Source organism: Herbiconiux sp. SALV-R1, from assembly GCF_013113715.1.
GTDB lineage: Bacteria > Actinomycetota > Actinomycetes > Actinomycetales > Microbacteriaceae > Herbiconiux.
This window is the reverse complement of sequence record NZ_CP053344.1, coordinates 3908011-3931973: the sequence shown is the minus strand read 5'-3', so window position 1 is coordinate 3931973 and position 23963 is coordinate 3908011. Positions and strand designations below refer to the sequence as shown.

24 protein-coding genes and 1 pseudogene are annotated in these 23963 nt (G+C 70.3%); 17 read left to right on the top strand and 8 right to left on the bottom strand.

The window, feature by feature from the left end; translation table 11 throughout:
- Window positions 1-83 precede the first annotated feature (83 nt).
- Window positions 84-1526 (top strand): CCA tRNA nucleotidyltransferase, encoded by a 1443-nt coding sequence (locus tag HL652_RS18785; RefSeq protein WP_171706717.1) that lies wholly within the window; start codon window positions 84-86, stop codon window positions 1524-1526.
- On the opposite strand, the gene HL652_RS18780 is transcribed toward HL652_RS18785, so the two are convergent.
- Window positions 1498-2580, bottom strand: a complete 1083-nt coding sequence (locus HL652_RS18780) for an inositol-3-phosphate synthase (RefSeq protein ID WP_171706716.1) — start codon at window positions 2578-2580, stop codon at window positions 1498-1500. The two genes, HL652_RS18785 and HL652_RS18780, sit on opposite strands and share 29 nt — an antisense overlap.
- 26 nt (window positions 2581-2606) lie before the next feature.
- Window positions 2607-4574 (bottom strand): glycosyltransferase, encoded by a 1968-nt coding sequence (locus HL652_RS18775; RefSeq protein ID WP_171706715.1) that lies wholly within the window; start codon window positions 4572-4574, stop codon window positions 2607-2609.
- Between the two features lie 142 nt (window positions 4575-4716).
- Between HL652_RS18775 and rpsF the strand changes: the two are divergent.
- The 7 genes and pseudogenes from rpsF to HL652_RS21550 all read left to right on the top strand — a co-directional run.
- Window positions 4717-5067, top strand: a pseudogene (gene rpsF, locus HL652_RS18770) (30S ribosomal protein S6); the annotation flags it as partial.
- Window positions 5068-5160: 93 nt separating this feature from the next.
- Window positions 5161-5685, top strand: a complete 525-nt coding sequence (locus HL652_RS18765) for a single-stranded DNA-binding protein (protein WP_171706713.1) — start codon at window positions 5161-5163, stop codon at window positions 5683-5685.
- Between the two features lie 30 nt (window positions 5686-5715).
- Window positions 5716-5979 carry a 30S ribosomal protein S18 gene (gene rpsR, locus HL652_RS18760; protein ID WP_022895757.1) on the top strand — a complete coding sequence of 88 codons (264 nt, stop codon included), beginning with the start codon at window positions 5716-5718 and terminating at the stop codon, window positions 5977-5979.
- 11 nt (window positions 5980-5990) lie between these two features.
- Complete coding sequence (gene rplI / locus HL652_RS18755) at window positions 5991-6443, top strand: 50S ribosomal protein L9 (protein WP_171706712.1); 453 nt, start codon at window positions 5991-5993, stop codon at window positions 6441-6443.
- A gap of 343 nt (window positions 6444-6786) precedes the next feature.
- Entirely contained in the window at window positions 6787-8172 is a 1386-nt protein-coding gene (dnaB, locus tag HL652_RS18750; protein WP_171706711.1) for a replicative DNA helicase, read from the top strand.
- A gap of 110 nt (window positions 8173-8282) precedes the next feature.
- Entirely contained in the window at window positions 8283-8636 is a 354-nt protein-coding gene (locus HL652_RS18745) for a Fic family protein (RefSeq protein ID WP_171703405.1), read from the top strand.
- Window positions 8633-8767: a Fic family protein gene (locus tag HL652_RS21550; RefSeq protein WP_216603944.1), complete on the top strand. Its 135-nt coding sequence runs from the start codon at window positions 8633-8635 to the stop codon at window positions 8765-8767. The genes HL652_RS18745 and HL652_RS21550 overlap by 4 nt, the downstream gene beginning before the upstream one ends.
- 128 nt (window positions 8768-8895) lie before the next feature.
- On the opposite strand, the gene HL652_RS18735 is transcribed toward HL652_RS21550, so the two are convergent.
- The gene (locus HL652_RS18735; protein WP_171706709.1) at window positions 8896-9459 is read right to left on the bottom strand and encodes a MarR family winged helix-turn-helix transcriptional regulator; all 564 of its coding nucleotides are present in this window, start codon (window positions 9457-9459) and stop codon (window positions 8896-8898) included.
- A 77-nt stretch (window positions 9460-9536) separates the two neighbouring features.
- On the opposite strand from HL652_RS18735, the gene HL652_RS18730 reads away from it, so the two are divergent.
- From HL652_RS18730 to HL652_RS18720, 3 genes are read left to right on the top strand one after another with little or no spacing between them, the layout of a single operon-like run.
- Entirely contained in the window at window positions 9537-11669 is a 2133-nt protein-coding gene (locus tag HL652_RS18730) for an MMPL family transporter (protein WP_171706708.1), read from the top strand.
- A 15-nt stretch (window positions 11670-11684) separates the two neighbouring features.
- Window positions 11685-12281, top strand: coding sequence for a hypothetical protein (locus HL652_RS18725; RefSeq protein WP_171706707.1), 597 nt, complete (start codon window positions 11685-11687; stop codon window positions 12279-12281).
- Window positions 12278-12550 carry a hypothetical protein gene (locus tag HL652_RS18720; protein ID WP_171706706.1) on the top strand — a complete coding sequence of 91 codons (273 nt, stop codon included), beginning with the start codon at window positions 12278-12280 and terminating at the stop codon, window positions 12548-12550. The genes HL652_RS18725 and HL652_RS18720 overlap by 4 nt, the downstream gene beginning before the upstream one ends.
- Before the next feature lie 71 nt (window positions 12551-12621).
- Here HL652_RS18720 and purB read toward each other — a convergent pair whose 3' ends face one another.
- The 4 genes from purB to HL652_RS18700 form a co-directional block, all read right to left on the bottom strand.
- Window positions 12622-14013 carry an adenylosuccinate lyase gene (gene purB, locus HL652_RS18715; protein WP_171706705.1) on the bottom strand — a complete coding sequence of 464 codons (1392 nt, stop codon included), beginning with the start codon at window positions 14011-14013 and terminating at the stop codon, window positions 12622-12624.
- A gap of 117 nt (window positions 14014-14130) precedes the next feature.
- On the bottom strand, window positions 14131-14661 hold the full coding sequence (locus HL652_RS18710) for a low molecular weight protein-tyrosine-phosphatase (RefSeq protein WP_171706704.1): 531 nt from the start codon (window positions 14659-14661) through the stop codon (window positions 14131-14133).
- Window positions 14662-14678: 17 nt separating this feature from the next.
- Window positions 14679-16394, bottom strand: coding sequence for an amidase (locus HL652_RS18705; RefSeq protein ID WP_171706703.1), 1716 nt, complete (start codon window positions 16392-16394; stop codon window positions 14679-14681).
- Complete coding sequence (locus tag HL652_RS18700) at window positions 16391-17470, bottom strand: agmatine deiminase family protein (RefSeq protein ID WP_171706702.1); 1080 nt, start codon at window positions 17468-17470, stop codon at window positions 16391-16393. Before HL652_RS18700 ends, HL652_RS18705 begins: the two co-directional genes overlap by 4 nt.
- A 70-nt stretch (window positions 17471-17540) precedes the next feature.
- On the opposite strand from HL652_RS18700, the gene HL652_RS18695 reads away from it, so the two are divergent.
- Window positions 17541-18185 (top strand): TetR family transcriptional regulator C-terminal domain-containing protein, encoded by a 645-nt coding sequence (locus tag HL652_RS18695; protein ID WP_171706701.1) that lies wholly within the window; start codon window positions 17541-17543, stop codon window positions 18183-18185.
- A 19-nt stretch (window positions 18186-18204) separates the two neighbouring features.
- Here the strand turns inward: HL652_RS18695 and HL652_RS18690 are convergent, their stop codons facing one another.
- Window positions 18205-18606 (bottom strand): phage holin family protein, encoded by a 402-nt coding sequence (locus HL652_RS18690; protein WP_171706700.1) that lies wholly within the window; start codon window positions 18604-18606, stop codon window positions 18205-18207.
- Between the two features lie 60 nt (window positions 18607-18666).
- Here HL652_RS18690 and HL652_RS18685 point away from each other — a divergent pair, with 60 nt between their 5' ends.
- The 5 genes from HL652_RS18685 to HL652_RS18665 all read left to right on the top strand — a co-directional run bounded on the left by HL652_RS18685 (window position 18667) and on the right by HL652_RS18665 (window position 23961).
- A complete protein-coding gene (locus HL652_RS18685) occupies window positions 18667-19260 on the top strand; it encodes a GNAT family N-acetyltransferase (RefSeq protein ID WP_171706699.1) in 594 nt (197 codons plus the stop codon).
- 9 nt (window positions 19261-19269) lie between these two features.
- Window positions 19270-20355 (top strand): histidinol-phosphate transaminase, encoded by a 1086-nt coding sequence (locus tag HL652_RS18680; protein WP_171706698.1) that lies wholly within the window; start codon window positions 19270-19272, stop codon window positions 20353-20355.
- Complete coding sequence (locus tag HL652_RS18675; RefSeq protein WP_171706697.1) at window positions 20352-21473, top strand: thiamine pyrophosphate-dependent enzyme; 1122 nt, start codon at window positions 20352-20354, stop codon at window positions 21471-21473. Before HL652_RS18680 ends, HL652_RS18675 begins: the two co-directional genes overlap by 4 nt.
- 86 nt (window positions 21474-21559) lie before the next feature.
- Window positions 21560-22519, top strand: coding sequence for an alpha-ketoacid dehydrogenase subunit beta (locus tag HL652_RS18670; RefSeq protein ID WP_253743919.1), 960 nt, complete (start codon window positions 21560-21562; stop codon window positions 22517-22519).
- A gap of 20 nt (window positions 22520-22539) precedes the next feature.
- Window positions 22540-23961, top strand: a complete 1422-nt coding sequence (locus HL652_RS18665; RefSeq protein WP_171706695.1) for a dihydrolipoamide acetyltransferase family protein — start codon at window positions 22540-22542, stop codon at window positions 23959-23961.
- Window positions 23962-23963: the final 2 nt, after the last annotated feature.

Sequence of the window (23963 nt, the reverse complement as noted above, 5' to 3'; positions counted from 1 at the left end):
CTCACTCCTCCTGGCGATTCTAGGAGACGCGGGCTGGGAGAACCGGGAGGCGGTCGGCGCGGGGCCGCGGCTAAAATGACTCGGTGCAATCGGTTCAGCAGTCGCTCGCGTTCCTCGCCTCCCTGGCGGAGAGCGGCCCTGTCGCCACGCTCGCCGCCGCCTTCTCGAGTGCGGGCCGGGAGCTGGCGCTCGTGGGGGGCCCGGTGCGCGACGCCTTCCTCGGCCGACCCATCACCGATCTCGACTTCACCACCGACGCCCGGCCCGACGAGATCCTCGAGCTGGTGACGCCCATCTCGCAGGCCCAGTGGGACGTGGGCCGCGCCTTCGGCACCATCGCCGCGCGCATCGACGGCGAGACGGTGGAGATCACCACCTACCGCTCCGACTCCTACGACGGCGAGAGCCGCAAGCCCGCCGTGGAGTTCGGCGACACCCTCGAGGGCGATCTGCTGCGCCGCGACTTCACGGTGAACGCGATGGCCCTGCGTCTCCCCCAGCTCGTGCTGGTCGACCCCGCGCACGGCATGGACGACCTCATCGCGGGTGTGCTGCGCACCCCCGGCGCACCCGAGACCTCGTTCGGCGACGATCCGCTCCGCATGCTGCGTGCCATCCGGTTCACCGCCCAGCTCGGCTTCACCGTCGACGTCGACACCGCGATCGCGATCTCCGAGATGAAGGAGTCGATCGGCATCGTGTCGATCGAACGCGTGAACGACGAGCTCTCGAAACTGCTGAAGACGGATGCGCCCCGCCGCGGCGTCGAACTGCTCGTCGAGAGCGGCCTCGCCGACATCGTGCTGCCGGAGGTGCCGGCCCTACAGCTCGAGCGCGACGAGCACCACCACCACAAAGACGTCTACGAGCACAGCCTCACGGTGCTCGACCAGGCGATCGAGCTCGAGAAGTCGCGCGCGGCAGCCGGCACGGGCATCGCCTCGCCCGACCTCGTGCTGCGGCTCGCCGCGCTGCTCCACGACATCGGCAAGCCCTCGACCAAGCGCAACGAGGCCGGCGGCCAGGTGACGTTCCACCACCACGACGTGGTGGGGGCGAAGCTCGCCAAGAAGCGCCTGCGCGCCCTGCGCTACGACAACGACACCATCGCGGCGGTGTCGCGGCTCATCGAGCTGCACCTGCGCTTCTTCGGTTACACCGACGGGGCGTGGACCGACTCCGCTGTGCGACGCTACGTGCGCGACGCGGGCGACCAGCTCGAACGTCTGCACATCCTCACCCGGGCCGACGTCACCACCCGCAACCGGCGCAAGGCCGACCAGCTCTCCTTCGCCTACGACGACCTCGAGCAGCGCATCGCCGTGCTCGCCGAGGAGGAGGAGCTCGCCGCGGTGCGGCCCGACCTCGACGGTGAGCAGATCATGGCGATCCTCGGCATCAAGCCGTCACGTGAGGTGGGCCAGGCCTATGCCTATCTGCTCGAGGTGCGCCTCGACGAGGGCCCCCTCTCGGAGGAGGAGGCCACGTCGCGGCTCCTCAGTTGGTGGCAGTCCCGTACCGAGTGATGAACTCCTCCAGCTGCGTGCGCGCCACGTCGTCGGGCAGCTGCTTCGCGGGCGACTTCATGAAGTAGGCGCTCGCCGCCTCGACCGGGCCGGCGAGACCGGCGTCGAGGGCGATCTTCGCGGCGCGCAGCGCGTCGATGATGACACCGGCCGAGTTCGGCGAGTCCCACACCTCGAGCTTGTACTCCAGGCTCAGCGGCGCTCCGCCGAAGCCGTGGCCCTCGAGGCGCACGAAGGCGAACTTGCGGTCGTCGAGCCACGGCACGTGGTCGCTCGGGCCGATGTGCACGTCGTCGGCGTCGAGCTCGATGTCGATGTTCGAGGTCACCGAGCGGGTCTTCGACACCTTCTTCGAGCTGAGGCGGCGGCGCTCGAGCATGTTCTTGAAGTCCATGTTGCCGCCGACGTTGAGCTGGTAGGTGTGGTCGAGGCGGATGCCGCGGCTCTCCAGGAGGCGCGCCAGCACGCGGTGGGTGATGGTGGCGCCGACCTGGCTCTTGATGTCGTCGCCGACGATGGGGAGCCCGGCGTCGACGAACTTCTGCGCCCACTCCGGGTCGGAGGCGACGAACACCGGAACGGCGTTGACGTAGGCCACGCCGGCGTCGAGCGCCGCCTGAGCGTAGTACTTCACGGCCTCCTCCGAGCCCACCGGGAGGTAGCCCACGAGCACGTCGGCCCCCGAGGCCCGGAGCACCTCTGCCACGTCGACCGGCTCGGCCGGCGACTCGTCGATCATCTCGACGTAGTACTCGCCGAGGCCGTCGAGGGTGGGGCCGCGCTGCACGGTCACGCCGGTGGGCGCGACGTCTGCGAACTTGAGCGTGTTGTTCTCGCTGGCCCAGATGGCCTCGGCGAGGTCGACCCCCACCTTGGCGGCGTCGACGTCGAAGGCCGCGACGAACTCGATGTCGCCCACATGGTAGCTGCCGAAGCGCGTGTGCATCAGCCCGGGGATCGCCTCCGTGTCATCCGCGTCGGCGTAGTACGTCACGCCCTGGATCAGCGAGTTGGCGCAGTTGCCCACGCCCGCGATGGCGACCTTGATGCTCATTCGGCACGGCTCTCATTCAGTAGTTGTCAGAACTGAACGATCGTATCGGTCTCCTCCCGGCGAAAACCCTCGATGACGCCGAGCGGATGCCGCTGACCGCCGCTCAGCACGAAGTGCGGCGGCTCGGTGCTGTCGTCTAGCGTGAGCTGGGTGGCGTGGGCGGCCATCGCCCTGGCCTTGGCCGCGCAGAGCGCCCCGAGTTCGAGTCGCACCTCGGTGGCGGGCGGTTCCGGCCCGTCGCCGCCGTCGACGCGGGGCTCGGTGACGGCGAAGAACGGCACGCCGAGCCGGGCCGCCACAACGAGGGCCGCGTCGTGCATGCGCACATGATCGGGGTGCCCGTATCCCCCGCGGGCGTCGTAGCTGACGATGGAAGACGGATGCACGCCGAGCTCCTCCAGCGCCGTCACCACGTCTGCCACCACGTCCTCGAGCGGTGCGAGGCTCAGCGCATCGGCCGGGGCGTCGGCCGCGGCGACCGCGAAGCCGTCGTCGCCCCAGCGCATTCCGGAATCGGCATACGTCTGCCGACGACCCCCGAGGTAGGCGTGCGCGAGAGTGCCGTCACCCGCCAGGGCGAGTTCAGCCAGCGCGGCGCGCAACTCGCCCTCCCGGTGCGGCGCCAGCCGTGGCGTGCCCTCCAACGCGTGCAACGGGCCCGGCACCACTTCGCCGCGCTCCCCCCGGGTTCCCGTGAGGACGGTCGCCCGTCCCCCCGCCCGCACGACCGCGGCGATCGCTCCCCCGGTCGAGATCGACTCGTCGTCGGGATGCGCGTGGAGAAAGACGGGGCTGTCGCCGAACGCCGCGCGGGCGATGCGCGCCGCGACGGCGGCGGAGTACAGGCCGGCGAGGCGAACCGCGGTGCCACGCCAGGTGTGGCGGGCCGCGAACGCGACTGCGGAGGTGGAGAGCGCGGCGAGCCGTGCCGGATCGGCTAGCAGCCCCGAGATGGTGGCGGCCCACAGTGCGGGATCGCGCCCGTCGAGAAGCACGCCGCTCTCGCCATCGGACACCGCGTCGAGGAGCCCCGTCGTGCGCGCGGCCACCACGGGCGTGCCGCTGGCCGCCGCCTCCAGGGCCACGAGCCCGAAGGTCTCGGAGAAGGATGGGACCAGCAGCAGCGCGGCGTCGCGCAGGAGCTCGGCGGCCGCGGCCCTCTCCTGGGCAGGCAGGAACTCGATGTCGCCCTCAAGCCCGAGTTCGCGGGTGCGCGAGAGGAGGTCGTGCGCGTAGTCGTCGTGGCCGGGGCTCACCCCTCCCGCGATCACAAGCCGCGGCCGCGATGCCGACGGGATGCGCGCCAGCGCCTCGATCGCGAGGTCGACCCCCTTCAACGGCTGGATGCGGGCCAGCACCGCGACGACAGGCCGACCGGGGGTCGCGTCACCCGGGTGGAACAGCTCGGTGTCGACGCCAGGCGGCACCGTCACCACTGCGGTCGGTTCCGCGCCGAGCAGCTCGACCACGGCCTCCCGCTCGGCGGCCGTGTGGGTGACGGTGAGAGCGGAAGCCCGCACGAGCATCCGCTCGCCGTCGAGCCGAGACGAGGGCTCAGGTGTGTCGCCGGGCGCGAGGCGCGCGTTCTTCAGGGCGGCGACGGTGTGGAGGCTGAGCACGTGGGGCACGCCCCATTCCTCCGCCACGGGCAGCGCCGCGAGGCCCGAGAGCCAGTAGTTCGAGTGCACCACGTCGAAGGGGGGCAGGGCGCGCAGCGCGTCGGCGAACGCGGGTGCCAGCGCGGCGAGCTCCCCTTTAGGCACCGATGCGCGCGGCCCGGCCTCGAGGAAGCGCACCACCGCACCGCCCGGCGTGCGCAGCGCGTCTGGCGTGCCGGGGCGCGCATCCGTCGCCCTGGTCAGCAGCTCGACCTCGTGACCGGCGGCCACGAGCGCGTCGGCGACACCCAGCAGGAAGGTGTTCATGCCCCCGGCGTCGCCGGAGCCGGCGAGGGCCAGCGGGGAGGTGTGCAGCGATACCAGGGCGATGCGCATTCTGGTAGGCTACCCAGGTTGTCCTGTGCCCGATGGAACTCTCCGTTCGGGTGCCGGGCCGATGCAGAACCCTCCTGTCACAGACCGTCTGTGGCCGTTCTAGTCCGAAGGAGGTGGGTTTGTGACGCATCAGTACGAACTCATGGTCATCCTCGATCCCGAGATCGACGAGCGCACCGTGGCTCCGAGCCTCGACAAGTTCCTCAATGTCATCCGCAACGACGGTGGCACCGTCGACAACGTCGACATCTGGGGCCGCCGTCGCCTGGCCTACGAGATCAACAAGAAGAGCGAAGGCATCTACGCCGTGGTGAACCTCACCGCGACCGCCGACTCCACCAAGGAGCTCGACCGCCAGCTGAAGCTCTCCGAGGCCGTCATGCGCACCAAGGTGCTCCGTGCCGAAGAGGGAATCGCCCAGGTCGCCGCCGCCAAGAAGCTCGCCGACGAGAAGGCCGCCCGCAAGGCCGCCAACCCGAAGGCCGCTGCTGCCCCGGCTGCCGCTCCCGCCGCATCCGCCTCCCCCGCCGCCGCCGTCAAGGCCGCTGCGTCGAAGGCGTCGACCAAGGCTGCCGAGTAGTCGATCATGGCCGGCGAGACCGTCATCACCGTGGTGGGAAACCTCACCGCCGATCCTGAACTGCGCTACACGCAGAACGGGCTCGCGGTAGCGAACTTCACGATCGCCTCCACCCCCCGCACCTTCGACCGTGCGTCGAACGACTGGAAGGACGGCGAAGCGCTGTTCCTCCGGGCGTCGGTGTGGCGTGAGTTCGCCGAGCACGTCGCCGGATCGCTGACGAAGGGAAGCCGTGTCGTCGCGACCGGCCGCCTGCGTCAGCGCTCCTACGAGACGAAAGAGGGCGAGAAGCGCACCTCGATCGAGCTCGAGGTCGACGAGATCGGCCCCTCGCTCCGCTACGCGACCGCGCAGGTCACCCGTGCCACCTCCGGTGGCGGCGGTGGCGGCGGCTCCTTCGGGGGCGGCAACCGCGGTGGTCAGCCCGCCGTCGACGAGCCGTGGGCGGCATCCGCTCCCTCCTCGTCGGGTGGCTCGGGCGGCGACGTCTGGAACACTCCGGGCTCGTACGCCGACGACACCCCCTTCTAAACTCTCTTCTCTTTCAGAACAGGAATCACCATGGCTGGAAAGTCAAGCGGCGACCGCCGCAAGCCGCTGCGCGGCGCCAAGGGTGCGAAGAACGCCGCACCCGCGAAGTCGATCCGCGTCGGAGTCATCGACTACAAAGACGTCGCGACCCTGCGCAAGTTCATCTCGGAGCGTGGAAAGATCCGCGCCCGCCGTATCACGGGAGTCTCCGTTCAGGAGCAGCGCCTCATCGCCCGTGCCGTCAAGAACGCCCGCGAGATGGCACTCCTGCCCTACGCCGGCTCGGGCCGCTAAGGAGCAGCAGAATGTCGAAACTCATCCTCACCCACGAGGTGACCGGTCTCGGAACCCCCGGCGACGTCGTCGAGGTCAAGAACGGCTTCGCCCGCAACTACCTCATCCCGAAGGGCTTCGCCGTGGCGTGGAGCCGCGGTGGCGAGAAGCAGGTCGAGCAGATCAAGGCGGCTCGTGCCGCTCGTGAGCTCGCCACCATCGAAGAGGCTCAGCACATCAAGCAGTCGCTCGAGAACGCGACCGTCAAGCTCACCGTCAAGGCGGGCAAAGAGGGTCGTCTGTTCGGCTCGGTGAAGACCTCCGACATCGCCGACGCGGTGGCGGCGGCCGGCATCGGCTCGCTCGACAAGCGCAAGATCGAGATCCCCACCGCCATCAAGGCGACCGGGAACCACGAGGCCACGGTGCGTCTGCGCGATGACATCTCGGCCACGATCAGCCTTCAGGTGGTCGCAGCAAAGTAGTCCACCCGATCAAGGGGTGTCAAGGGTTTTTTCGTGCCCTTGGCGCCCCTTTTTCGCGCCCGGAATCCCCATGCCTATACACAGGACGAGGGCCGTCCCTCAACATTCAAGTGTTGATCGAAGGATGTATCCACTCACAGGATGTGGGAACGTGAAAGGCCCGGTCAGAGTCGTTTTCAGGGTTCGATGTCGGTGGTTGTCCACAGACTAATACACACCTTGTGCACATCGGCCACGGCGTTTCGCCCAGATCGTCCACAACGTTATCCACAAGTGAATTTGATCCGACCGCCCGCCACCGCTTTGCTGGTGCGAGCAACGAGAACGACCAGGAGGAGACCACGTGTCGATCGCCCATCTCGGCCTCGCGGGAGACCAGCAACGCCCCGGAGACCGTGAGCCGCGTTCGGCCGGCGACCGCACCCCGCCCCACGACCTGCTCGCCGAGCAGAGCGCCCTGGGCGGCATGCTGCTCAGCAAGGATGCGGTGGCCGACGTCGTCGAGGTGATGCGCTCGGTCGACTTCTACGTGCCGAAGCACGAGGTGATCTTCGAGGCACTGCTCAACCTCTACTCGCACGGCGAGCCGACCGACGTGATCGCCGTCACCGACGAGCTCACCAAGACCGGCGAGCTGGTGCGCGCGGGTGGTGCTGAGTACCTGCACACCCTCACCGGGCTCGTGCCCACGGCTGCGAACGCGGGCTACTACGCGTCGATCGTCGCGGAGAAGGCGGTGCTGCGGCGACTCGTCGAGGCCGGCACGCGCATCGTGCAGATGGGTTACGCCAGCGAGGGCGAGGTGACCGACCTGGTCAACAACGCCCAGGCCGAGATCTACGCCGTCAACGGCGGTGTGGAGACCGAGGACTACGTTCCCCTCACGGTCGCCGTCACCGCGGCCATCGACGAGATCGAGGCGGCGGCCGGCAAAGACGGGCAGATGACCGGGGTGCCCACGGGCTTCTCCGACCTCGACAACCTCACGAACGGGTTCCACCCGGGGCAGATGATCATCGTCGCCGCCCGTCCGGCGCTCGGTAAGTCGACACTCGCGCTCGACTTCTGCCGCGCCGCCTCCATCAAGAACGACATGCCGTCGATCTTCTTCTCGCTCGAGATGGGGCGCTCGGAGATCGCGATGAGGCTGCTGTCGGCAGAAGCATCCGTTCCCCTGCAGAGCATGCGGAAGGGGCGCATCGAGGGGCGCGACTGGACCACCCTCGCCTCGACCCGCGGGCGCATCAACGACGCCCCGTTCTACATCGACGACAGCCCGAACATGACCCTGGTGGAGATCAGGGCGAAGTGCCGTCGGCTGAAGCAGAAGGTGGGCCTCAAGCTCGTCGTCATCGACTACCTGCAGCTCATGACGAGCGGCAAGAAGGTGGAGAGCCGCCAGCAGGAGGTGTCGGAGTTCTCGCGTGCGCTGAAGCTGATGGCGAAGGAGCTGCAGGTGCCCGTGATCGCGCTGTCGCAGCTCAACCGCGGCCCGGAGCAGCGCGCCGACAAGAAGCCCGCCATCAGCGACCTGCGTGAGTCGGGCTCGCTCGAGCAAGACGCCGACATGGTCATCCTGCTGCACCGCGAGGGCGCCTACGAGAAAGACAACCCGCGCGCCGGCGAGGCCGACTTCATCGTCGCCAAGCACCGCAACGGCCCTACCGCCACCATCACCGTCGGCTTCCACGGCCACTTCTCCCGCTTCGCGGACATGCCCCCGGCGTAGCCCGAGAAGGTCACCTTGTCGCGGTCATAGTGGCGTTAGGTTAACCGTGAATTGATGTTCTTGGCGGCGTCGATTCACGGTAATTCGCACTCGCCGAACTCCCTGAATCGGTGCATCAGTCGAATGCCATCGAGAATTCGACGCTCACCCTCGAAGACACGGAGCGCATCCTGGCGGGTGGTGTTCCGACGACCGCTCGGGATCTGCGGGAGATCGTCGAAGCGAGCAACCTCGCGAGGGTGACCGATGATCTCCTGAACTCGACCGAGCCACTGTCGGTCGACCTGCTCCTGCGGTGGCACCGGGAGCTGCTCACCGGCATCCGTGACGACGCCGCCGGCCGATTCCGGCGCGGTGACGAGTGGGTGCGAGTGGGTTCTCACCTCGGCGCGAATCCCGCGTTTGTCGCCGGCTTGATCGACGAGGCACTCGAGCGCTTCCGGGTGGGTCACCTGATGGGGTGATCGAGCGCATCGCGTGGTTCCACTGCGAGTTCGAGGTGATCCATCCGTTCGTCGACGGCAACGGCCGCATCGGGCGCATGGTGATGAATCACCAGCCGGAAGGTCGTGACGCTCGCTGCGTGGGCGCGTGAGGTGGGGATGCGAGGGACCGTCGCTGGGAATCGAGCGAAGCGCCAGACGCTGCCCACGTTCCGCGTGCGAGACCGCTGGATGATCTCGGCCGACTACCGGGACTGACCCGGGGCGCGGAGCGCCGCGGTCAGTCGGCGGAGGCGGCGTCGCGGTAGATGGTGTCGACGCCGCGGAGGAAGCGTTCGACGACGGTGTGCTCCTCGGGGGTGAGGTCGGCGACGAGGTCGCTGAGGCCGTCGATGACGGGGCGGAGCTCGTCGATGGCGCGCAGCACCGAGCTGCGGGCCGGGATGACGACGATCTTGCGGCGGTCGTGCTCGTGCGGGTGACGCTCGGCGTGGCCGAGGGCGACGAGGCGGTCGACGACGAGGGTCGACGCCGCGGTGGTGACGCCGAGGCGCGCGGCGAGGTCGCTCGGGGTGAGCGGGCCGCTCGAGATGAGGTGCTGCATCGCCGTGAGGTCGGTCTGGTTGACCGTCAGGGTCGACGCCAGGCGGCGCTCGAAGGCCCGCGAGTGCGTGTCGATGTCGCGCAGGGCGGTGATGATCGGGTCGCGCTCCGAGATGCCGGCCGACTCCAGCTCGTCTCGCGACCAGGGTGCGCCCTGCTCCTCCGGGTCGGCGAAGGCGCCGCCCGGTTCGGCGGCCGGGCGCTCCGTTCCCGGTTTGCGGTCGACATCCACGGGTGCCATGCTAATCCACTAGATAGCTAAGTTACTTGGTTATCTGGCAAGTCGATGGAAAAGACACCGGACGAGGGAGAAGACGGATGCGCGCTGTCGCACGGTTCGTGAGCGGCAAGGGCACGGCATGGCTGGTTCTCGGTCTGGCGGCCGCCGCCGTGGCGCTGCTGTTCGGCCTGCTGCCGAAGGGGTCGAGCGAGAGCTTCCCGGCCTCGGGCCTTCCTGATTCCAGCGACGCCGCGAAGGTCTCCGCGCTGCTCGAGGAGTTCCCGAGCGCCGACAGCACGGCCGCGATCGTCGTCTACAGCCGTGACGACGGCGCGGCGCTGGGCGACGCCGACCGCGAGGCCGTCACCGCGTCGGCGACCGCGCTCGCCGACGACTCGATCGCCCCCCAGGCCGTCGTGCCGCAATTCAGCGACGACGGCGATGCCGCGATCGTCGTCGTGCCGCTCGACTCCGCCACCGCGGAAGACGACCTCGAGGGAACCGCCGAGAACCTGCGCAGCACCGCGTCGGAGGGCCTCCCCGACGGCGTGTCAGCCCTGCTCACCGGACCGCTCGGCTTCCAAGCCGACATCAGCAACGCCTTCGCCGGCGCCGACTTCCGCCTCCTGCTCGTGACCGTGATCGTGGTCGCGGTGCTCCTCATCGTCACCTACCGCAGCCCGCTGCTCTGGATCGTGCCGCTCGCCGTCGTCGGCACCGCCGACGGCCTCGCCCGCGTCGTGGTGACCGCCCTCGCCGACCCGCTGGGCGTCACGATCGACGCTTCCATCGGGGGCATCCTCTCCGTGCTCGTCTTCGGCGCGGGAACCAACTACGCCCTGCTGCTCGTCGCCCGCTACCGCGAGGAGCTCACCCGCGAGAACGACCGCCACCGCGCCATGCTCACGGCGGTCACGAGCGCCGGGCCCGCCATCGCCGCCAGTGGCGGCACCGTCGCGCTGAGCCTGCTCACCCTCGTCTTCGCCGAGCTGGCCGGCAACCGCGCCCTCGGCATCGCGTGCGCCATCGGCATCGCCATCGCCGTGCTGTTCGCTCTCATCGTGCTTCCCGCCGCGCTCGTCATCTGCGGTCGCGGCCTGTTCTGGCCGTTCGTACCCCGCGTGCACGCCACGGGCGACCACCACCACGCCGCCCAGAAGCCCACGCTCTGGACCAGGCTCGGCCGCGGCGTGCGCCGCCGCCCCGCCGCGGTGGCGATCGTGGCGACCCTCGGCATCGGCGCCCTCGCGCTCGGGCTCTTCGGGGTGCGGATCGGCCTCTCCCAGGTCGACCAGTTCGTCGGCGACCCCGAGTCGGTGGTGGCCCAGCGCGTCATCGACGACTCGTTCTCGGCGGGCCTCACCGGCCAGACCATCGTGCTGACCCCGGATGACGCGGTCACCGACGCGACGAGCGTCGCCGAGGGCGTCGACGGCGTCGAGGCGGTGCGTGCTGGCGAGAGCGCGGAGGGCTACACGCGCCTCGACGTGACCCTCGCGGCGGAGCCGCAGAGCGACGCGGCCTTCGCCACCATCGAAGCCCTGCGCACGGCATTGACGGATGCGCCGGGTGACGTCTCGCAGAGCCTCGTCGGCGGCAGCGATGCCACAGCCCTCGACGAGAACACCGCGGCGGCCGCCGACCAGGCGCTCATCATCCCGCTCATCCTGGCGATCGTGTTCGTCATCCTCGCCCTGCTGCTGCGCTCGCTCGTGGCGCCCGTGCTCCTCATCGCGAGCGTACTGGCGACCTTCTTCGCCAGCCTCGGCGCCTCGAACCTCATCTTCCAGAACCTGATGGGCTTCCCCGCGTTCGACTCCAACGTCGTGTTGTTCGCCTTCCTCTTCCTCGTCGCGCTCGGCGTCGACTACAACATCTTCCTCACCACGAGAGCGCGCGAGGAGGCGGGGGTGCACGGCACCCGAGAGGGCATGGTGCGCGCGCTGAGCTCGACCGGCGGGGTCATCACGAGCGCCGGCATCCTGCTCGCGGCGGTGTTCGCGGTGCTCGGCGTGCTGCCCGTGGTGGCGCTCACGCAGATCGGGGTGATCGTGTGCATCGGCGTGCTGCTCGACACCCTGGTGGTGCGCACGGTGCTGGTGCCGGCGCTGGTGTTCCTCACCGGCGACCGCTTCTGGTGGCCGTCGCGCCCCGCGCGCCGGGCGTCGGAGGACGCGGTCGGGAGAGGCTCCCAGGCTGAGCACAATAAACTGGGGGTACGAGCTAGCTGAATCGAGGCTTTCCGCGTGACCGACGCACCCCGAACTCTTCCGCGGTCGCCCTACTGGGGCGTTCCCGTGGCCAGGGCGATCCCGTTCGTCGTCACCGCTCTAGTCATCACCTTCGTCTCGAACCACTCCGCCCAGGTGGGCCTCCTCGCCTACGGCGTGTTCGCGATCGTCTCGGGCCTTCTGGTCGCGGTGCTGTCGTGGCGTACGGTGGCCGAGCGCAGCATCCGGGTCGTCTTCCTGGTGCACGGCATCTCGGGTGTCGTGTTCGGCGCGCTCGCACTGGCGTTCAGCACGGGCGGGCTCGGCTTCTTCCTGTTCTGCGCGACCATGAACTCCGCCATCGGCGGCTTCCTCGAGCTCTACGCCGGTCTCCGCAGCACCAAGAACCCCGCGGGCCGCGACTGGGCGATCGTGGGCGCGCTCACCGTCGTGTTCGCGCTCGTGCTGATCTTCTTCCCCACCGACCCCGTCTTCGCGGTCGGGATGCTGGGCGCTTACGCCGCGATCGTCGGGCTGTTCCTCGTCATCGCCGGCCTCTCGCTGCGCTGGGGAGTCCAGGCGGTGCCCGCCGCGACCACCGGGCAGCCCCCTCGGGGCGGAAAGGCATCGTGAACCAACCCTCGAGGCGCGACCGGCTGAAGCCCGTCGAACTGCTCGTGCTCTCCGGCATCCTCGCCCTGTTCGTGGGGCTGACGGTGCTGCTGTCGACGCGCGAGATCGTGCTGTCGCTCATCTTCTTCGGCATCGCGTTCATCGTCGTGCTCGTGGTGATGGCGATGTTCTCGCTGTCGATCAAGCCGAACGAGATCGAGCAGCACGAGATCGACGACGACGGCACCGGGTCGGCACCCGGAGAGGACACACGCCCCTCCGGGCACTGAGGCCGGTAGGTCGGGAGACCGGTGGGCCGACAGGCCGCCAGCGCGGCAGCCGGCACAGACCCGGCCGCGCGCTACTGCTGCGGCAGGATGTGGTCGACGAGCTCCGACGCCAGCCCGGTGTAACCGGCCGGGGTGAGCGCCACGAGCCGCTCCTTCGCCTCGTCACCGATGTCGAGGCCGCGCACGAACTCCACCAGCTCGGCCTGCCCGATGCGGCGCCCGCGGGTGAGCTCCTTGAGCAGGGCGTACGGATCGGCGATCGACGAGCGCCCCGCCGTCACCTCGGCCCGCACCACGGTCTGGATCGCCTCGCCGAGCACCTCCCAGTTCGCGTCGAGGTCGCGCGCGAGCACGTCGGCGGCGAGGGAGATCTGCCCGAGCCCGCCCTTGATGTTGTCGAGGGCGAGCAGCGAGTGGCCGAGGGCGACGCCGACGTTCCGCTGCGTGGTGGAGTCGGTGAGGTCGCGCTGCAGCCGCGAGGTGACGAGCGTCGCCGCGAGGGAGTCGAGCAGTGCGCTCGAGAGCTCGAGGTTCGCCTCGGCGTTCTCGAAGCGGATGGGGTTCACCTTGTGCGGCATGGTCGACGAGCCCGTGGCACCCGCCACCGGGATCTGCGCGAAGTACCCCATCGAGATGTACGTCCACACATCCGTGCAGAGGTTGTGCAGGATGCGGTTGGCGTGGCTGATACGCGCGTACAGCTCGGCCTGCCAGTCGTGCGACTCGATCTGGGTGGTGAGCGGGTTCCACTCGAGGCCGAGCGAGGTGACGAAGCCGCGCGAGACGGCCTGCCAGTCGGCGGTGGGGTCGGCGACCAGGTCGGCCGCGAAGGTGCCGGTCGCTCCCGAGAACTTGCCGAGGTACTCGGTGCCCTCGATCTGCGCCTTCACCCGTTCGAGCCGGTGCACCGTGACGGCGAGCTCCTTGCCCATGGTGGTGGGGGTGGCGGGCTGGCCGTGCGTGTGGGCGAGCATGGGCACGTCGCGGTACTCCACAGCCTGCCGCCTGAGCTCCTCGATCACCGCGGTGAAGGCGGGCAGCCAGACATCCGTCACCGCCGAGCGGATGGTGAGGGCGTAGGAGAGGTTGTTGATGTCTTCGCTGGTGCAGCCGAAGTGGGTGAGCTCGGCGATGTGGTTGAGCCCGAGGTCGGCGAGCTTGCGGCGCACGTAGTACTCGACGGCCTTGACGTCGTGCCGCGTGGTGGCCTCGAGGGTCGCGATCTGGTCGATGTCGGCCTGACCGAACTCCTGCACCACGGCGCGGAGGCGGCGGGCGAGCTCGGGTTCGAGCGGCTCGGAGCCGAACATCGAGTGGTCGGTGAGGTAGAGCAGCCAGTCGATCTCGACGTGCACGCGGGCGCGGTTGAGGCCGGCCTCGGAGAGGAACTCGCCGAGCTCCGAGACAGCGGGGCGGTAGCGGCCGTCGAGGGGGCTGATGGGCTGGGGAGGCAGAGGGGGCATGAGGTCTTCCGTGCAGAGGGGCTGGGGGCGGGGGTGCGGCTTGGGCTGGGGGCGGGTGGCCGAGCGGATGCGGTGGCCGGGTGGTCGGAGGGCTGGGCGGATGCGGTGGCCGGGTGGTCAGAGGGCGGGGTGCGGCCGCCGGAACGCGGGCTCGAGCTGCCGGAACAGCGCCCGGCAGGAGTGCTCCACCATGGCGAGCACCGAGTCGAACATCGCGGAGTCGGAGTAGTACGGGTCGGGCACGTCGGAGCGCCCGGCGTACTCGGGGTCGAAGCTCAGCAGCAGACGGATCTTCTGCCGGTCGTCGTCGGAGCGCGCCCACGACCTCAGCACCCGCTCGTGGCTGCGGTCGAGCGCGACCACCAGGTCGAGCCGGTCGAACCACGACGGGTCGAACTGTCGCGCCCGGTGCAGGCTCCCGTCGTAGCCGCGTGCCCGCAGGGCGGCGACCGTGCGCGGGTCGGCGTGCTCGCCGACGTGCCACTCCCCCGTGCCGGCCGAACTCACCACGACGCGCTCGCCGAGACCGGCCTGATCGACGAGGTCGCGCATCACCACCTCGGCCATGGGCGAGCGGCAGATGTTCCCCGTGCAGACCATGCTGATGCGGAACGCCTCGTCTGCGGGTTCGTCGGGGTCACGGGGCATGGCCCTCATTCTCGCACTCAGCCCGCGCGACCCCCAAGGGCGGGAGTGCGCGGGGGCACCGTGCGCCGTGGCGCGAGCGCCTCGAAGGCGGCGGCGAGGCGCAGCAACGCGGTGTCGGAGTAGGCAGCGCCGGCGAAGGTGAGTCCGACCGGCATGCCGATGTCGGCCATGGTGCCCATCGGCACGGTGACGGTCGGGATGCCCAGGTGCCGCGGCACGAGGTTGCCGTTCGCGACCCACACCCCGTTCTGCCAGGCGCGCTCGGCCGACAGCTCGTTCACGTCGGCGTCGGCGGCGCCCACATCGGCGACGGCGGGGAAGACCACGGCGTCGAAGCCGTTCCCTGCAAGCCAGTCCTCCAGGTCGATCCGCCGGGTCTCTTCGAGCCCGAGTAACCCCTCGGCGAGCCCCGGTATCTCGTCGAGCTGCATGATCCCCTCGCGGCGGGCCCGCTCGGCGTAGAGCGCGAGATCGAAGTCGAAGTCGCCGTAGCGGTCGGGCAGCGCGCCAGGTGGATGCGGGAAGATGCGCGACCCGTCGACGTCGGCCAGCCGGTCGAGGGCCGGGTCGCCGTTGGCGGCGAGGAAGTCGTTCCACGCCCACATCGACAGCTCCCAGAGCTCCCGCTCGAAGAACTCCGGCGGCACGACTCCCCGCGTGAACACGGTGGGCGCGCCGGCGCGGTCGCCCTCGTAGTTCGACACCACGGGGAAGTCGCACGGCACCACCTCGGCCCCTGCCCGCTCGAGGTCGCGTCGCGCCGCCTCCCAGAGCTCCATGACGGATGCGCGGGTGCGGATGCGCTGCCCCGTCGGCCCCCCGATCCCCGGCTTCTCCCCCGTGCCCGCCTCGGGGTCGGCGTTCACGTACATGCGCGGCACGCCGAGCCGCAGGCCGGCGAGCAGCAGCGGGTCGTCGAGGAGCGCCGGGTACGACTCCGGCCGCACCTTCGAGGCACGCGGCAGCTGAACCCACGGCTGCACCCGCCAGAAGTCGCCACGGCTCTCCTCGTCGTCGGCGACGACTACGTCGAGCACCTCGAGCAGGTCGGCCATGCTGCGGGTGTGCGGCACCACGACGTCCATCGTGGGCACGAGCGGCCAGTTGCCGCGCACCGAGATGACGCCGCGCGACGGGGTGTAGGCGCACAGCGCGTTGTTCGAGGCGGGCGCACGACCCGACGACCAGGTCTCCTCGCCGAGCCCGAACGCGGCGAAGCTCGCCGCGGTGGCGGTGCCCGAGCCGTTCGAGGAGCCCGAGGCGAACGCCGCGGTGAGGTAGTCGCCGTTGTAAGGACTCTCCGCGCGGCCGTAGAGCCCACGCTGCATGCCGCCGTTGGCCATGGGGGGCATGTTCGTGAGTCCGAGCAGCACGGCGCCCCCGGCCCGCAGCCGCTCGATGGTGAAGGCGTCGTGCTGAGCGACGAGGTGCTCGAACGCGGGCGACCCGGCGGCAGCGGTGAGGCCCTTCGCGAGGTAGCTGTCCTTCGCCGTGTAGGGGATGCCGTCGAGCGGCCCGAGCACCGCGCCGGCGGCGCGGCGCGCGTCGGAGGCCCGCGCGTCGGCGAGGGCCTCGGGGTTGTCGACGATCACCGCGTTCAGACGGATGCCCGACCTGTCGTAGGCCTCGATGCGCGCCCGATAGGCCTCCACGAGACCCACGCTCGTCACCGCGCCGCTCTCGAGCGCCGCCCGCAGCTCGGCGATCGACGCCTCCACGACGTCGAAGCTCATGCGACGTCCCGCCCGCCGCGGGAAGACCCCGGCCCCGACACGGATGCCGGCCCAGAAACCGACACGGGCTGCTGCTGCGTGATGCAGTGCACCCCGCCGCCGCGCTCGAGGATGGGCCGCGCGTCGACGGTCACCACCTCCCGCCCGTACGCCTCCGCGAGGATCGACGCCGCCCGCGCATCCGCTTCCGGCTCGCCGTAGCCGCAGGCGATCACGCCGCCGTTCACCACGAGGTGGTTCGCGTAGTTCCAGTCGACGAAGCCCTCGGCGTCGCGGAGCGTGGTGGGCGCCGGGAGCTCGATGATCTCGAAGGAGCGGCCCCGTGCATCCGTCGACTGCTCGAGCACCGCGCGCACCTGCCGCACCACCCCGTAGTCGGGATGCGCGGGGTCGTCTTGCCAGTGCAGCAGCACCCGGCCGGGGCCGGCGAAGGCGGCGACCATGTCGACGTGGCCGCGGGTGCCCGGTGCCTGGTAGTCGCGGGTGAGTCCGCGGGGCAGCCAGACCACGGTGGTGGCGCCCAGGGTGCGGCGGAGCTCGGCCTCCACCCGCGCCTTCGTGAGGTAGGGGTTGCGGAACGGGTCGAGCTGCACGGTCTCGGTGACGAGCACGGTGCCCTCGCCGTCGACGTGCAGGCCGCCGCCCTCGTTCACGAGCACCGAGGTGACGATCTCGGCTCCGGCGAGGGTGCCGACGCGCTCGCCGATGAGGGAGTCCCTGTCCCAGGTGGTCCACGAGGTGGCGCCCCAGCCGTTGAAGGTCCAGTCGACGGCGCCGAGCCTGCCGTTGTCGGCGAGCACGAAGCTCGGGCCGATGTCGCGCATCCAGAAGTCGTCGAGCGGCGCCTCGACCAGCTCGATCTCGGCCGAGAGCAGCCGGCGCGCGTCGGCAAGGGAGCTCGGGTCGACCACCATGGTCACCGGCTCGAAGCCCGCTGCGGCGTTGGCCACGGCGGCCCAGGCCCGGCGGCCCTCCTCGGCCGACTCCGGGTCGTCGCCCAGGGTGTAGCCGGGGCGCGGGAACGCCATCCAGATGCGCTCCTGCGGGGCCCACTCGGCCGGCATCGTCCAGGTCATCACCGCTCCTCTCGCTTATTGATCACGCGATCAATAAGATGGCACCGAGGCTACGGAAGGAGGGATCGCCATGTCAAGACCCCCGCGCATCCGCCTGAGCGCAGACGAGCGGGCCGCGCAGCTCGCCGCCACCGCGCGCGAACTCGCCCTCGAGGAGGGGCTCAGCGCCCTCACGCTGCGAGCCGTGGCCGCCCGGGCGGCGGTGGCCCCGGCCCTCGTCGCCCACTACGAGCCGAGCATGGACGCGCTGGTCGCCCGCACCTACTCGGCGATCGTCGGAGCGGAGCTCGACGAGGTCGCCGCGCTGCTGGCGGCCGTGCGCGTGGGGGCGCACGCCGACGGCGAGGTCGCCGCTCTCGCCGCGCTCATCCGCACCCTGCTCGACCCGGCGCGCGACGCGACGACCGTGGTCTGGGTCGAGGCCTGGGGTCTCGGCAGGCGCAACGAGGCGCTCGCCGAAGCGGTGCGGGAGCACATGGCGGCCTGGCACGCGGTGGTGACCGACCTCGTCGAGGCGGGGGTCGCATCCGGCTGCCTGGCGACCGACGACCCACCCGCGGTGGCGAGGCAGGTGATCGCGCTGATCGACGGCGCCAACGCCCAGGCCATGGTGCTGCGCGGCGGCACGGGGGGTCAGCGGCTGCTCATCGCGCAGGTGATGGAACGGATGCTCGGACTGGCCCCCGGAGACCTCGCACCAGGCGACGCACCCTGAGGGCCCGCGCCCGGAGACCTCAGCGGTCGCGACGACCCGCCAGCGGGCGGAGGATCGCGCCGATGATCGCCGAGAGGATGGCGAGCACGAGGGCGCCGAAGACGGTGCTCCAGAAGCCGTCGACCACGAGGCCGAAGCCGAACCAGCCGGTCACCACCGACACCAGCCAGAGCAGCAGCGCGTTGACGAACAGCGCGATGATGCCGAGCGTGAGGATGTAGAGCGGGAACGCGACGATGCGGATGGCACTGCCGATGATGCCGTTCACGATGCCGAAGATGAGGGCGACGAAGAGGTAGGTGAGGATGGTGTCGAGCGCGCCGTCGTCTCCGAAGGAGTCGATCTTGACCCCGGCGACGATGAGCGTGGTGAGCCACAGGGCGATGGCGTTCGCGATGAGGGAGACCAGGAATCTGCGCATGACCCCACTATCCCAGGTCGGGGTGTTCCGCGGAACGGCCGGAGATGTCAGAGTCGAGGCATGGTGAGCACCCTCTGGGCACCCGACTACCCCGTCGCGACGCCCCGCCTCGACCTGCGGCCGCACCGGGAGGGCGACCTCCACGACCTGCTGCGCTACCACTCCGACCCCGAGGTGGTGCGGTACATCCCCTGGCCGGTGCGCACGCCCGAGCAGGTGCGCGAGGCGATCGCCGGCCGCACGAAGCAGGGTGTCGTCTCCGCCCCCGGGCAGTGGCTGGTGCTGGCGATGGAGCTGCGCGCCGAGCGCCGCGTCATCGGTGAGGTGCTGCTGAAGTTCGACAGCGAGACGGATGCGCGGGGCGAGCTCGGCTACGCGATGGCCGCCGACGTGGCAGGCCACGGCTACGCCACCGAAGCCGCGCACGAGATGCTGCGGCTGGCCTTCGACGAGTTCGGACTTCACCGCGTGATCGCCCGGCTCGACGCGCGGAACGACGCATCCGCTCGGCTCGCCGACCGGCTCGGCATGCGTCGCGAGGCTCACTTCGTGAGAGACGAGTTCTTCAAAGGGGAGTGGACCGACACCCTCGTCTACGCGATGCTCGCCGAGGAGTGGCCTATATTCCGGAGCCGCTTTCACAGCGAGAACTAAGATGAACGGATGAGTTCCGGCACTGCGAGCAGCCCGGTCAAGCTGCGCCCCGAGATCCTCGCCCTCCCCGCCTACCGACAGGGTCAGGCGGCTCCTTCCGGCTTCAAGCTGTCGTCGAACGAGAACCCGTTCGACCCGCTGCCCGGAGTGCTCGAGGCCGTCGACGCCGCCACCCGCACGCTCCACCGCTACCCGAACGCCGCAGCCCCCGAGGTCACGGCGCGCATCGCCGCCGAGTGGGGCGTGGAGCCCGACGAGGTCATCCTCGCCGCGGGCTCGGTGGCCCTGCTCGTGCAGCTCACCCTCGCGGCGGCCGGCCCGGGCGACGAGGTCGTCTACTCCTGGCGCTCCTTCGAGGTGTACCCGTGGATGACCGTGCTGCCCTCGGCCGTGAAGGTCGCCGTGCCGAACACACCCGACCACCGCCACGACCTCGACGCGATGGCCGCCGCCATCACCGAGCGCACGCGGCTCGTGCTCGTCTGCACCCCGAACAACCCCACCTCCGCCATCGTCACCGCCGCCGAGTTCGAGTCGTTCATGCAGAAGGTGCCCGCCGACGTGCTGGTCATCCTCGACGAGGCCTACGCCGAGTTCGTCACCGACCCCACGGCGGTGAACGGCCGCACGCTGGTGCGCCGGTACCCGAACCTCGTCATCCTCCGCACCTTCTCGAAGGCCTACGGGCTCGCCGGTCTCCGCATCGGATACGGCATCGGCCCGGCCGAGGTGTTCGCCGCCGCCCGCATCGCCGCGATGCCGCTCAGCCTCACCGACCACGCCCAGGTCGCCGCCATCGCTTCACTCGACCGCGGCGACGAACTGCGCGCCCGCGTCGCCGACATCGCCGCCCGCCGCGACGCCATCTACGACTTCCTCGTGGAGCAGGGGTGGACCACCATCCCCCGTCCGCACGGCAACTTCGTCTGGTACCCCACGGGCGAGCACACCGAGCGGGCGCTGGGGATCTTCCGCGACCACGGCATCATCGCCAGGGCGTACCTGCCCGACGGCGTCAGGCTCACCATCGGCGAGGAGGAGTCCGTCGAGAACGTGCTCGCCGCATCCGCTCAGATCATGAGGGAGATCGCATGACCGACACCGCACCCGTGAGGTTCCTCACGACCGAGGGGCAGTTCGCCCCCACCGAGGCCGCCGAGGAGTACGCCGGCTACCTCGACCGCCTCGGCGAGGGCGATCTGCGCGAGTTCTACCGCCAGATGGCCGTCGTGCGCCGCTTCGACCTCGAGGGCACCAACCTGCAGCGGCAGGGGCAGATGGCGCTCTGGGTGCCGAGCCACGGGCAGGAGGGCGCCCAGGTGGGCTCGGCCTTCGCCGCCCGCCCGCAAGACCACATCTTCCCCTCCTACCGCGAGCACTCCGTCGCCAAGGTGCGCGGGGTCGACATGCTCGGCGTGGTCGAGCTCCTCCGCGGCACCACGCACGGCGGATGGGACCCGACCGACCCCACGAACGGCAACGTGCACGGCTACTGCCTGGTGATCGGCTCGCACGCGCTGCACGCCACCGGCTACGCGATGGGCCTGCAGCGCGACGGCGTGGTGGGCACGGGCGACGACTCCGTCGACGCGGCGGTGCTGTGCTACTTCGGAGACGGCTCCACCTCGCAGGGCGACGTGAGCGAGGCCTTCGTGTTCTCGGCGTCGAACCAGTCGCCGAACGTGTTCTTCCTGCAGAACAACCAGTGGGCCATCTCGGTGCCCGTCTCGGTGCAGTCGCGCACGCCGCTCTACCTCCGCTCGCGGGGCTTCGGCATTCCGAGCGTGCAGATCGACGGCAACGACGTGCTGGCGAGCTTCGCGGTGACCACGAAGCACCTCGACGAGGCGCGCGGCGGCAACGGCCCGCAGTTCATCGAGGCGCTCACCTACCGCATCGGCGCCCACACCTCCTCCGACGACCCCACGAAGTACGCCGACCCCGCCGAGCACGCGCTCTGGGTGTCGCGCGACCCCATCGCGCGGTTCGAGAAGTACCTCAGGTCGCTCGGCGAGGGCGACGCCTTCTTCGCCGAGGTGAAGACCGAGGCCGACGACTTCGCCGCCGACATCCGCCACCGCACGCTCGCCCTCGAGGCGCCGGCGGCCGCCACCATGTTCGACCACGTCTACTCCGAGCCGCACCCCGTGATGGCCGAGCAGAAGCTGTGGCTCGAACGCTACGAGGCCTCGTTCGAGGAGGAGACGGCATGAGCATCGAGACGACGACGACTCCGGGGGCTTCGGCGACCTCGGCACCGGATGCTGCTGCCGCGGCCTCCCGGGTCGAGGAGCTGCCCATGGCGCGGGCGCTCAACGCCGGGCTCAGGCAGGCGCTCGCCGACGACCCCAAGGTGCTGCTGATGGGTGAGGACATCGGGGCCCTGGGCGGCGTGTTCCGTGTCACCGAGGGCCTGCAGGCCGAGTTCGGGAAAGACCGCGTCGTCGACACCCCCCTCGCCGAGTCGGGCATCATCGGCACCGCGATCGGCCTCGCGATGCGCGGCTACCGCCCGGTGTGCGAGATCCAGTTCGACGGCTTCATCTACCCCGGCTTCGACCAGATCACCTCGCAACTGGCGAAACTGACGAACCGCGGCCAGGGCGCCTTCTCGATGCCCGTGGTCATCCGGGTGCCCTACGGCGGGCACATCGGCGCCGTCGAGCACCACCAGGAGAGCCCCGAGGCGTACTTCGCCCACACCGCGGGCCTCCGCGTGGTGAGCCCGTCGACGCCGAACGACGCGTACTGGATGATCCAGGAGTCGATCGCCTCGAACGACCCGGTCATGTTCTTCGAGCCGAAGAGCCGCTACTGGCCGAAGGGCCCGGTCGACTTCGCCGGCACCGCCGCGCCGCTGCACGCCAGCCGCGTGGTGCGCACGGGCACCGACGTCACCCTGCTCGCCCACGGCGCGATGGTGAGCGTGCTCATGGCCGCTGCCGAGATCGCGGCGGGCGAGGGAGTGAGCGCCGAGGTCGTCGACCTGCGGTCGCTCAGCCCCGTCGACTACGGCCCCATCCTCGACTCGGTCACGAAGACCGGCCGGCTCGTGGTGGCGCAGGAGGCCCCCGGGTTCGTCAGCGTCGGCTCCGAGATCGCCGCGACCGTCGCCGAGCGCGCCTTCTACTCGCTGCAGGCGCCGGTGCTCCGCGTCTCCGGCTTCGACACCCCGTTCCCGCCGGCCAAGCTCGAGACGCTGTACCTCCCCGATGCCGACCGCATCATGGAGGCGGTCGACCGGGTGATGGCCTACTGAACCGACACCGGGAGAATCCGATGACCAGCGCACAGTTCCATCTGCCCGACGTGGGCGAGGGTCTCACCGAGGCCGAGATCGTCTCCTGGAAGGTCGCCCCCGGCGACGCCATCGAGATCAACCAGGTGATCGTCGAGATCGAGACCGCCAAATCGCTCGTCGAGCTGCCGTCGCCGTTCGCCGGCACGGTCGAGAACCTGCTGGTGCCCGAGGGCACGACCGTCGACGTGGGCACGGCGATCATCGCCGTGAACGCGAGCGACGGCCAGGAGGCGCCGCCCGCGGTCGCCGCCACCGAGATCCTCGGCACCGTGACGCTGCCGGATGCGGCGGCCGCCTCGGCCGCGGGCACCGCCACGGCCACGGATGCGCGGGCCGGCACCCCCGCCACCGCACCGGCTCCGACCCCTGCCCCCGAGACCTCGGGCGCCGTGCTCGTCGGCTACGGCATCAAGGGGCACGTGGCGAGCCGTCGCACCGCCCGCTCCCGCGCCGGCGCCGCCATCCCCGCGATCGGCGAGAGCCCCGACGCCAAGCGGCCGGCCACGCGCGAGGCCCGCGTGCACCAGCCCATCCCGGGCGTGCCCGTCATCGCCAAGCCGCCCATCCGCAAGCTCGCGAAAGACCTCGGGGTCGACCTCAACGAGGTGACGCCCACCGGGCTCATCGGCGACATCACCCGCGAAGACGTCATCCGTCACGCCGACCAGGCGAAGGTGTTCCACAACATCGAGACCCCGCAGTGGGCGCCGGTGCGCGAGGAGTACATCCCCGTCAAGGGCATGCGCAAGCAGATCGCGAAGGCGATGGTGGCGAGCGCGTTCACCGCGCCCCACGTGAGCCTGTTCGTCGACGTCGACGCCACCCGCACCATGGAGTACGTGAAGCGGCTGAAGAGCTCGCCCGACTTCACCGGGGTGAAGATCTCGCCGCTGCTCATCATGGCCAAGGCGCTCATCTGGGCCGTGCGCCGGAACCCCATGGTGAATTCGGCGTGGACCGAGAAGGAGATCGTGGTGCGAAACTACGTGAACCTCGGCATCGCGGCGGCCACCCCGCGCGGGCTCATCGTGCCGAACATCAAAGACGCGCACGACCTCTCGATGCGCGGCCTCGCCGAGGCCCTCGAGCAGCTCACCCTCACGGCGCGCGAGGGCCGCACCTCTCCCGCCGACATGGCGGGCGGCACCATCACCATCACCAACATCGGCGTGTTCGGCATGGACACCGGAACGCCCATCCTCAACCCGGGCGAGGTGGGCATCGTGGCGCTCGGCACCATCAAGCAGAAGCCCTGGGTGGTCGACGGCGAGGTGCGCCCGCGCTTCGTCACCACCATCGGCGCGAGCTTCGACCACCGTGTCGTCGACGGAGACGTGGCGAGCCGCTTCGTCGCCGACGTCGCCTCGATCATCGAGGAGCCTGCGCTTCTACTGGACTGATT

Bases quoted from the DNA above. Each gene is read 5' to 3' on its own strand.
- HL652_RS18780 (WP_171706716.1), bottom strand. From the start codon at position 2,580: ATGAGCATCAAGGTCGCCATCGCGGGCGTGGGCAACTGCGCCAACTCG.
- HL652_RS18695 (WP_171706701.1), top strand. From the start codon at position 17,541: ATGTCAAGACCCCCGCGCATCCGCCTGAGCGCAGACGAGCGGGCCGCG.
- HL652_RS18705 (WP_171706703.1), bottom strand. From the start codon at position 16,394: ATGAGCTTCGACGTCGTGGAGGCGTCGATCGCCGAGCTGCGGGCGGCG.
- purB (WP_171706705.1), bottom strand. From the start codon at position 14,013: ATGCCCCCTCTGCCTCCCCAGCCCATCAGCCCCCTCGACGGCCGCTAC.
- HL652_RS18730 (WP_171706708.1), top strand. From the start codon at position 9,537: ATGCGCGCTGTCGCACGGTTCGTGAGCGGCAAGGGCACGGCATGGCTG.
- HL652_RS18765 (WP_171706713.1), top strand. From the start codon at position 5,161: ATGGCCGGCGAGACCGTCATCACCGTGGTGGGAAACCTCACCGCCGAT.
- HL652_RS18735 (WP_171706709.1), bottom strand. From the start codon at position 9,459: ATGGCACCCGTGGATGTCGACCGCAAACCGGGAACGGAGCGCCCGGCC.
- HL652_RS18670 (WP_253743919.1), top strand. From the start codon at position 21,560: ATGGCGCGGGCGCTCAACGCCGGGCTCAGGCAGGCGCTCGCCGACGAC.
- HL652_RS18690 (WP_171706700.1), bottom strand. From the start codon at position 18,606: ATGCGCAGATTCCTGGTCTCCCTCATCGCGAACGCCATCGCCCTGTGG.
- rpsR (WP_022895757.1), top strand. From the start codon at position 5,716: ATGGCTGGAAAGTCAAGCGGCGACCGCCGCAAGCCGCTGCGCGGCGCC.
- HL652_RS18710 (WP_171706704.1), bottom strand. From the start codon at position 14,661: ATGCCCCGTGACCCCGACGAACCCGCAGACGAGGCGTTCCGCATCAGC.
- HL652_RS18680 (WP_171706698.1), top strand. From the start codon at position 19,270: ATGAGTTCCGGCACTGCGAGCAGCCCGGTCAAGCTGCGCCCCGAGATC.
- HL652_RS18685 (WP_171706699.1), top strand. From the start codon at position 18,667: ATGGTGAGCACCCTCTGGGCACCCGACTACCCCGTCGCGACGCCCCGC.
- HL652_RS18775 (WP_171706715.1), bottom strand. From the start codon at position 4,574: ATGCGCATCGCCCTGGTATCGCTGCACACCTCCCCGCTGGCCCTCGCC.
- HL652_RS18675 (WP_171706697.1), top strand. From the start codon at position 20,352: ATGACCGACACCGCACCCGTGAGGTTCCTCACGACCGAGGGGCAGTTC.
- HL652_RS18665 (WP_171706695.1), top strand. From the start codon at position 22,540: ATGACCAGCGCACAGTTCCATCTGCCCGACGTGGGCGAGGGTCTCACC.
- HL652_RS18700 (WP_171706702.1), bottom strand. From the start codon at position 17,470: ATGACCTGGACGATGCCGGCCGAGTGGGCCCCGCAGGAGCGCATCTGG.
- rplI (WP_171706712.1), top strand. From the start codon at position 5,991: ATGTCGAAACTCATCCTCACCCACGAGGTGACCGGTCTCGGAACCCCC.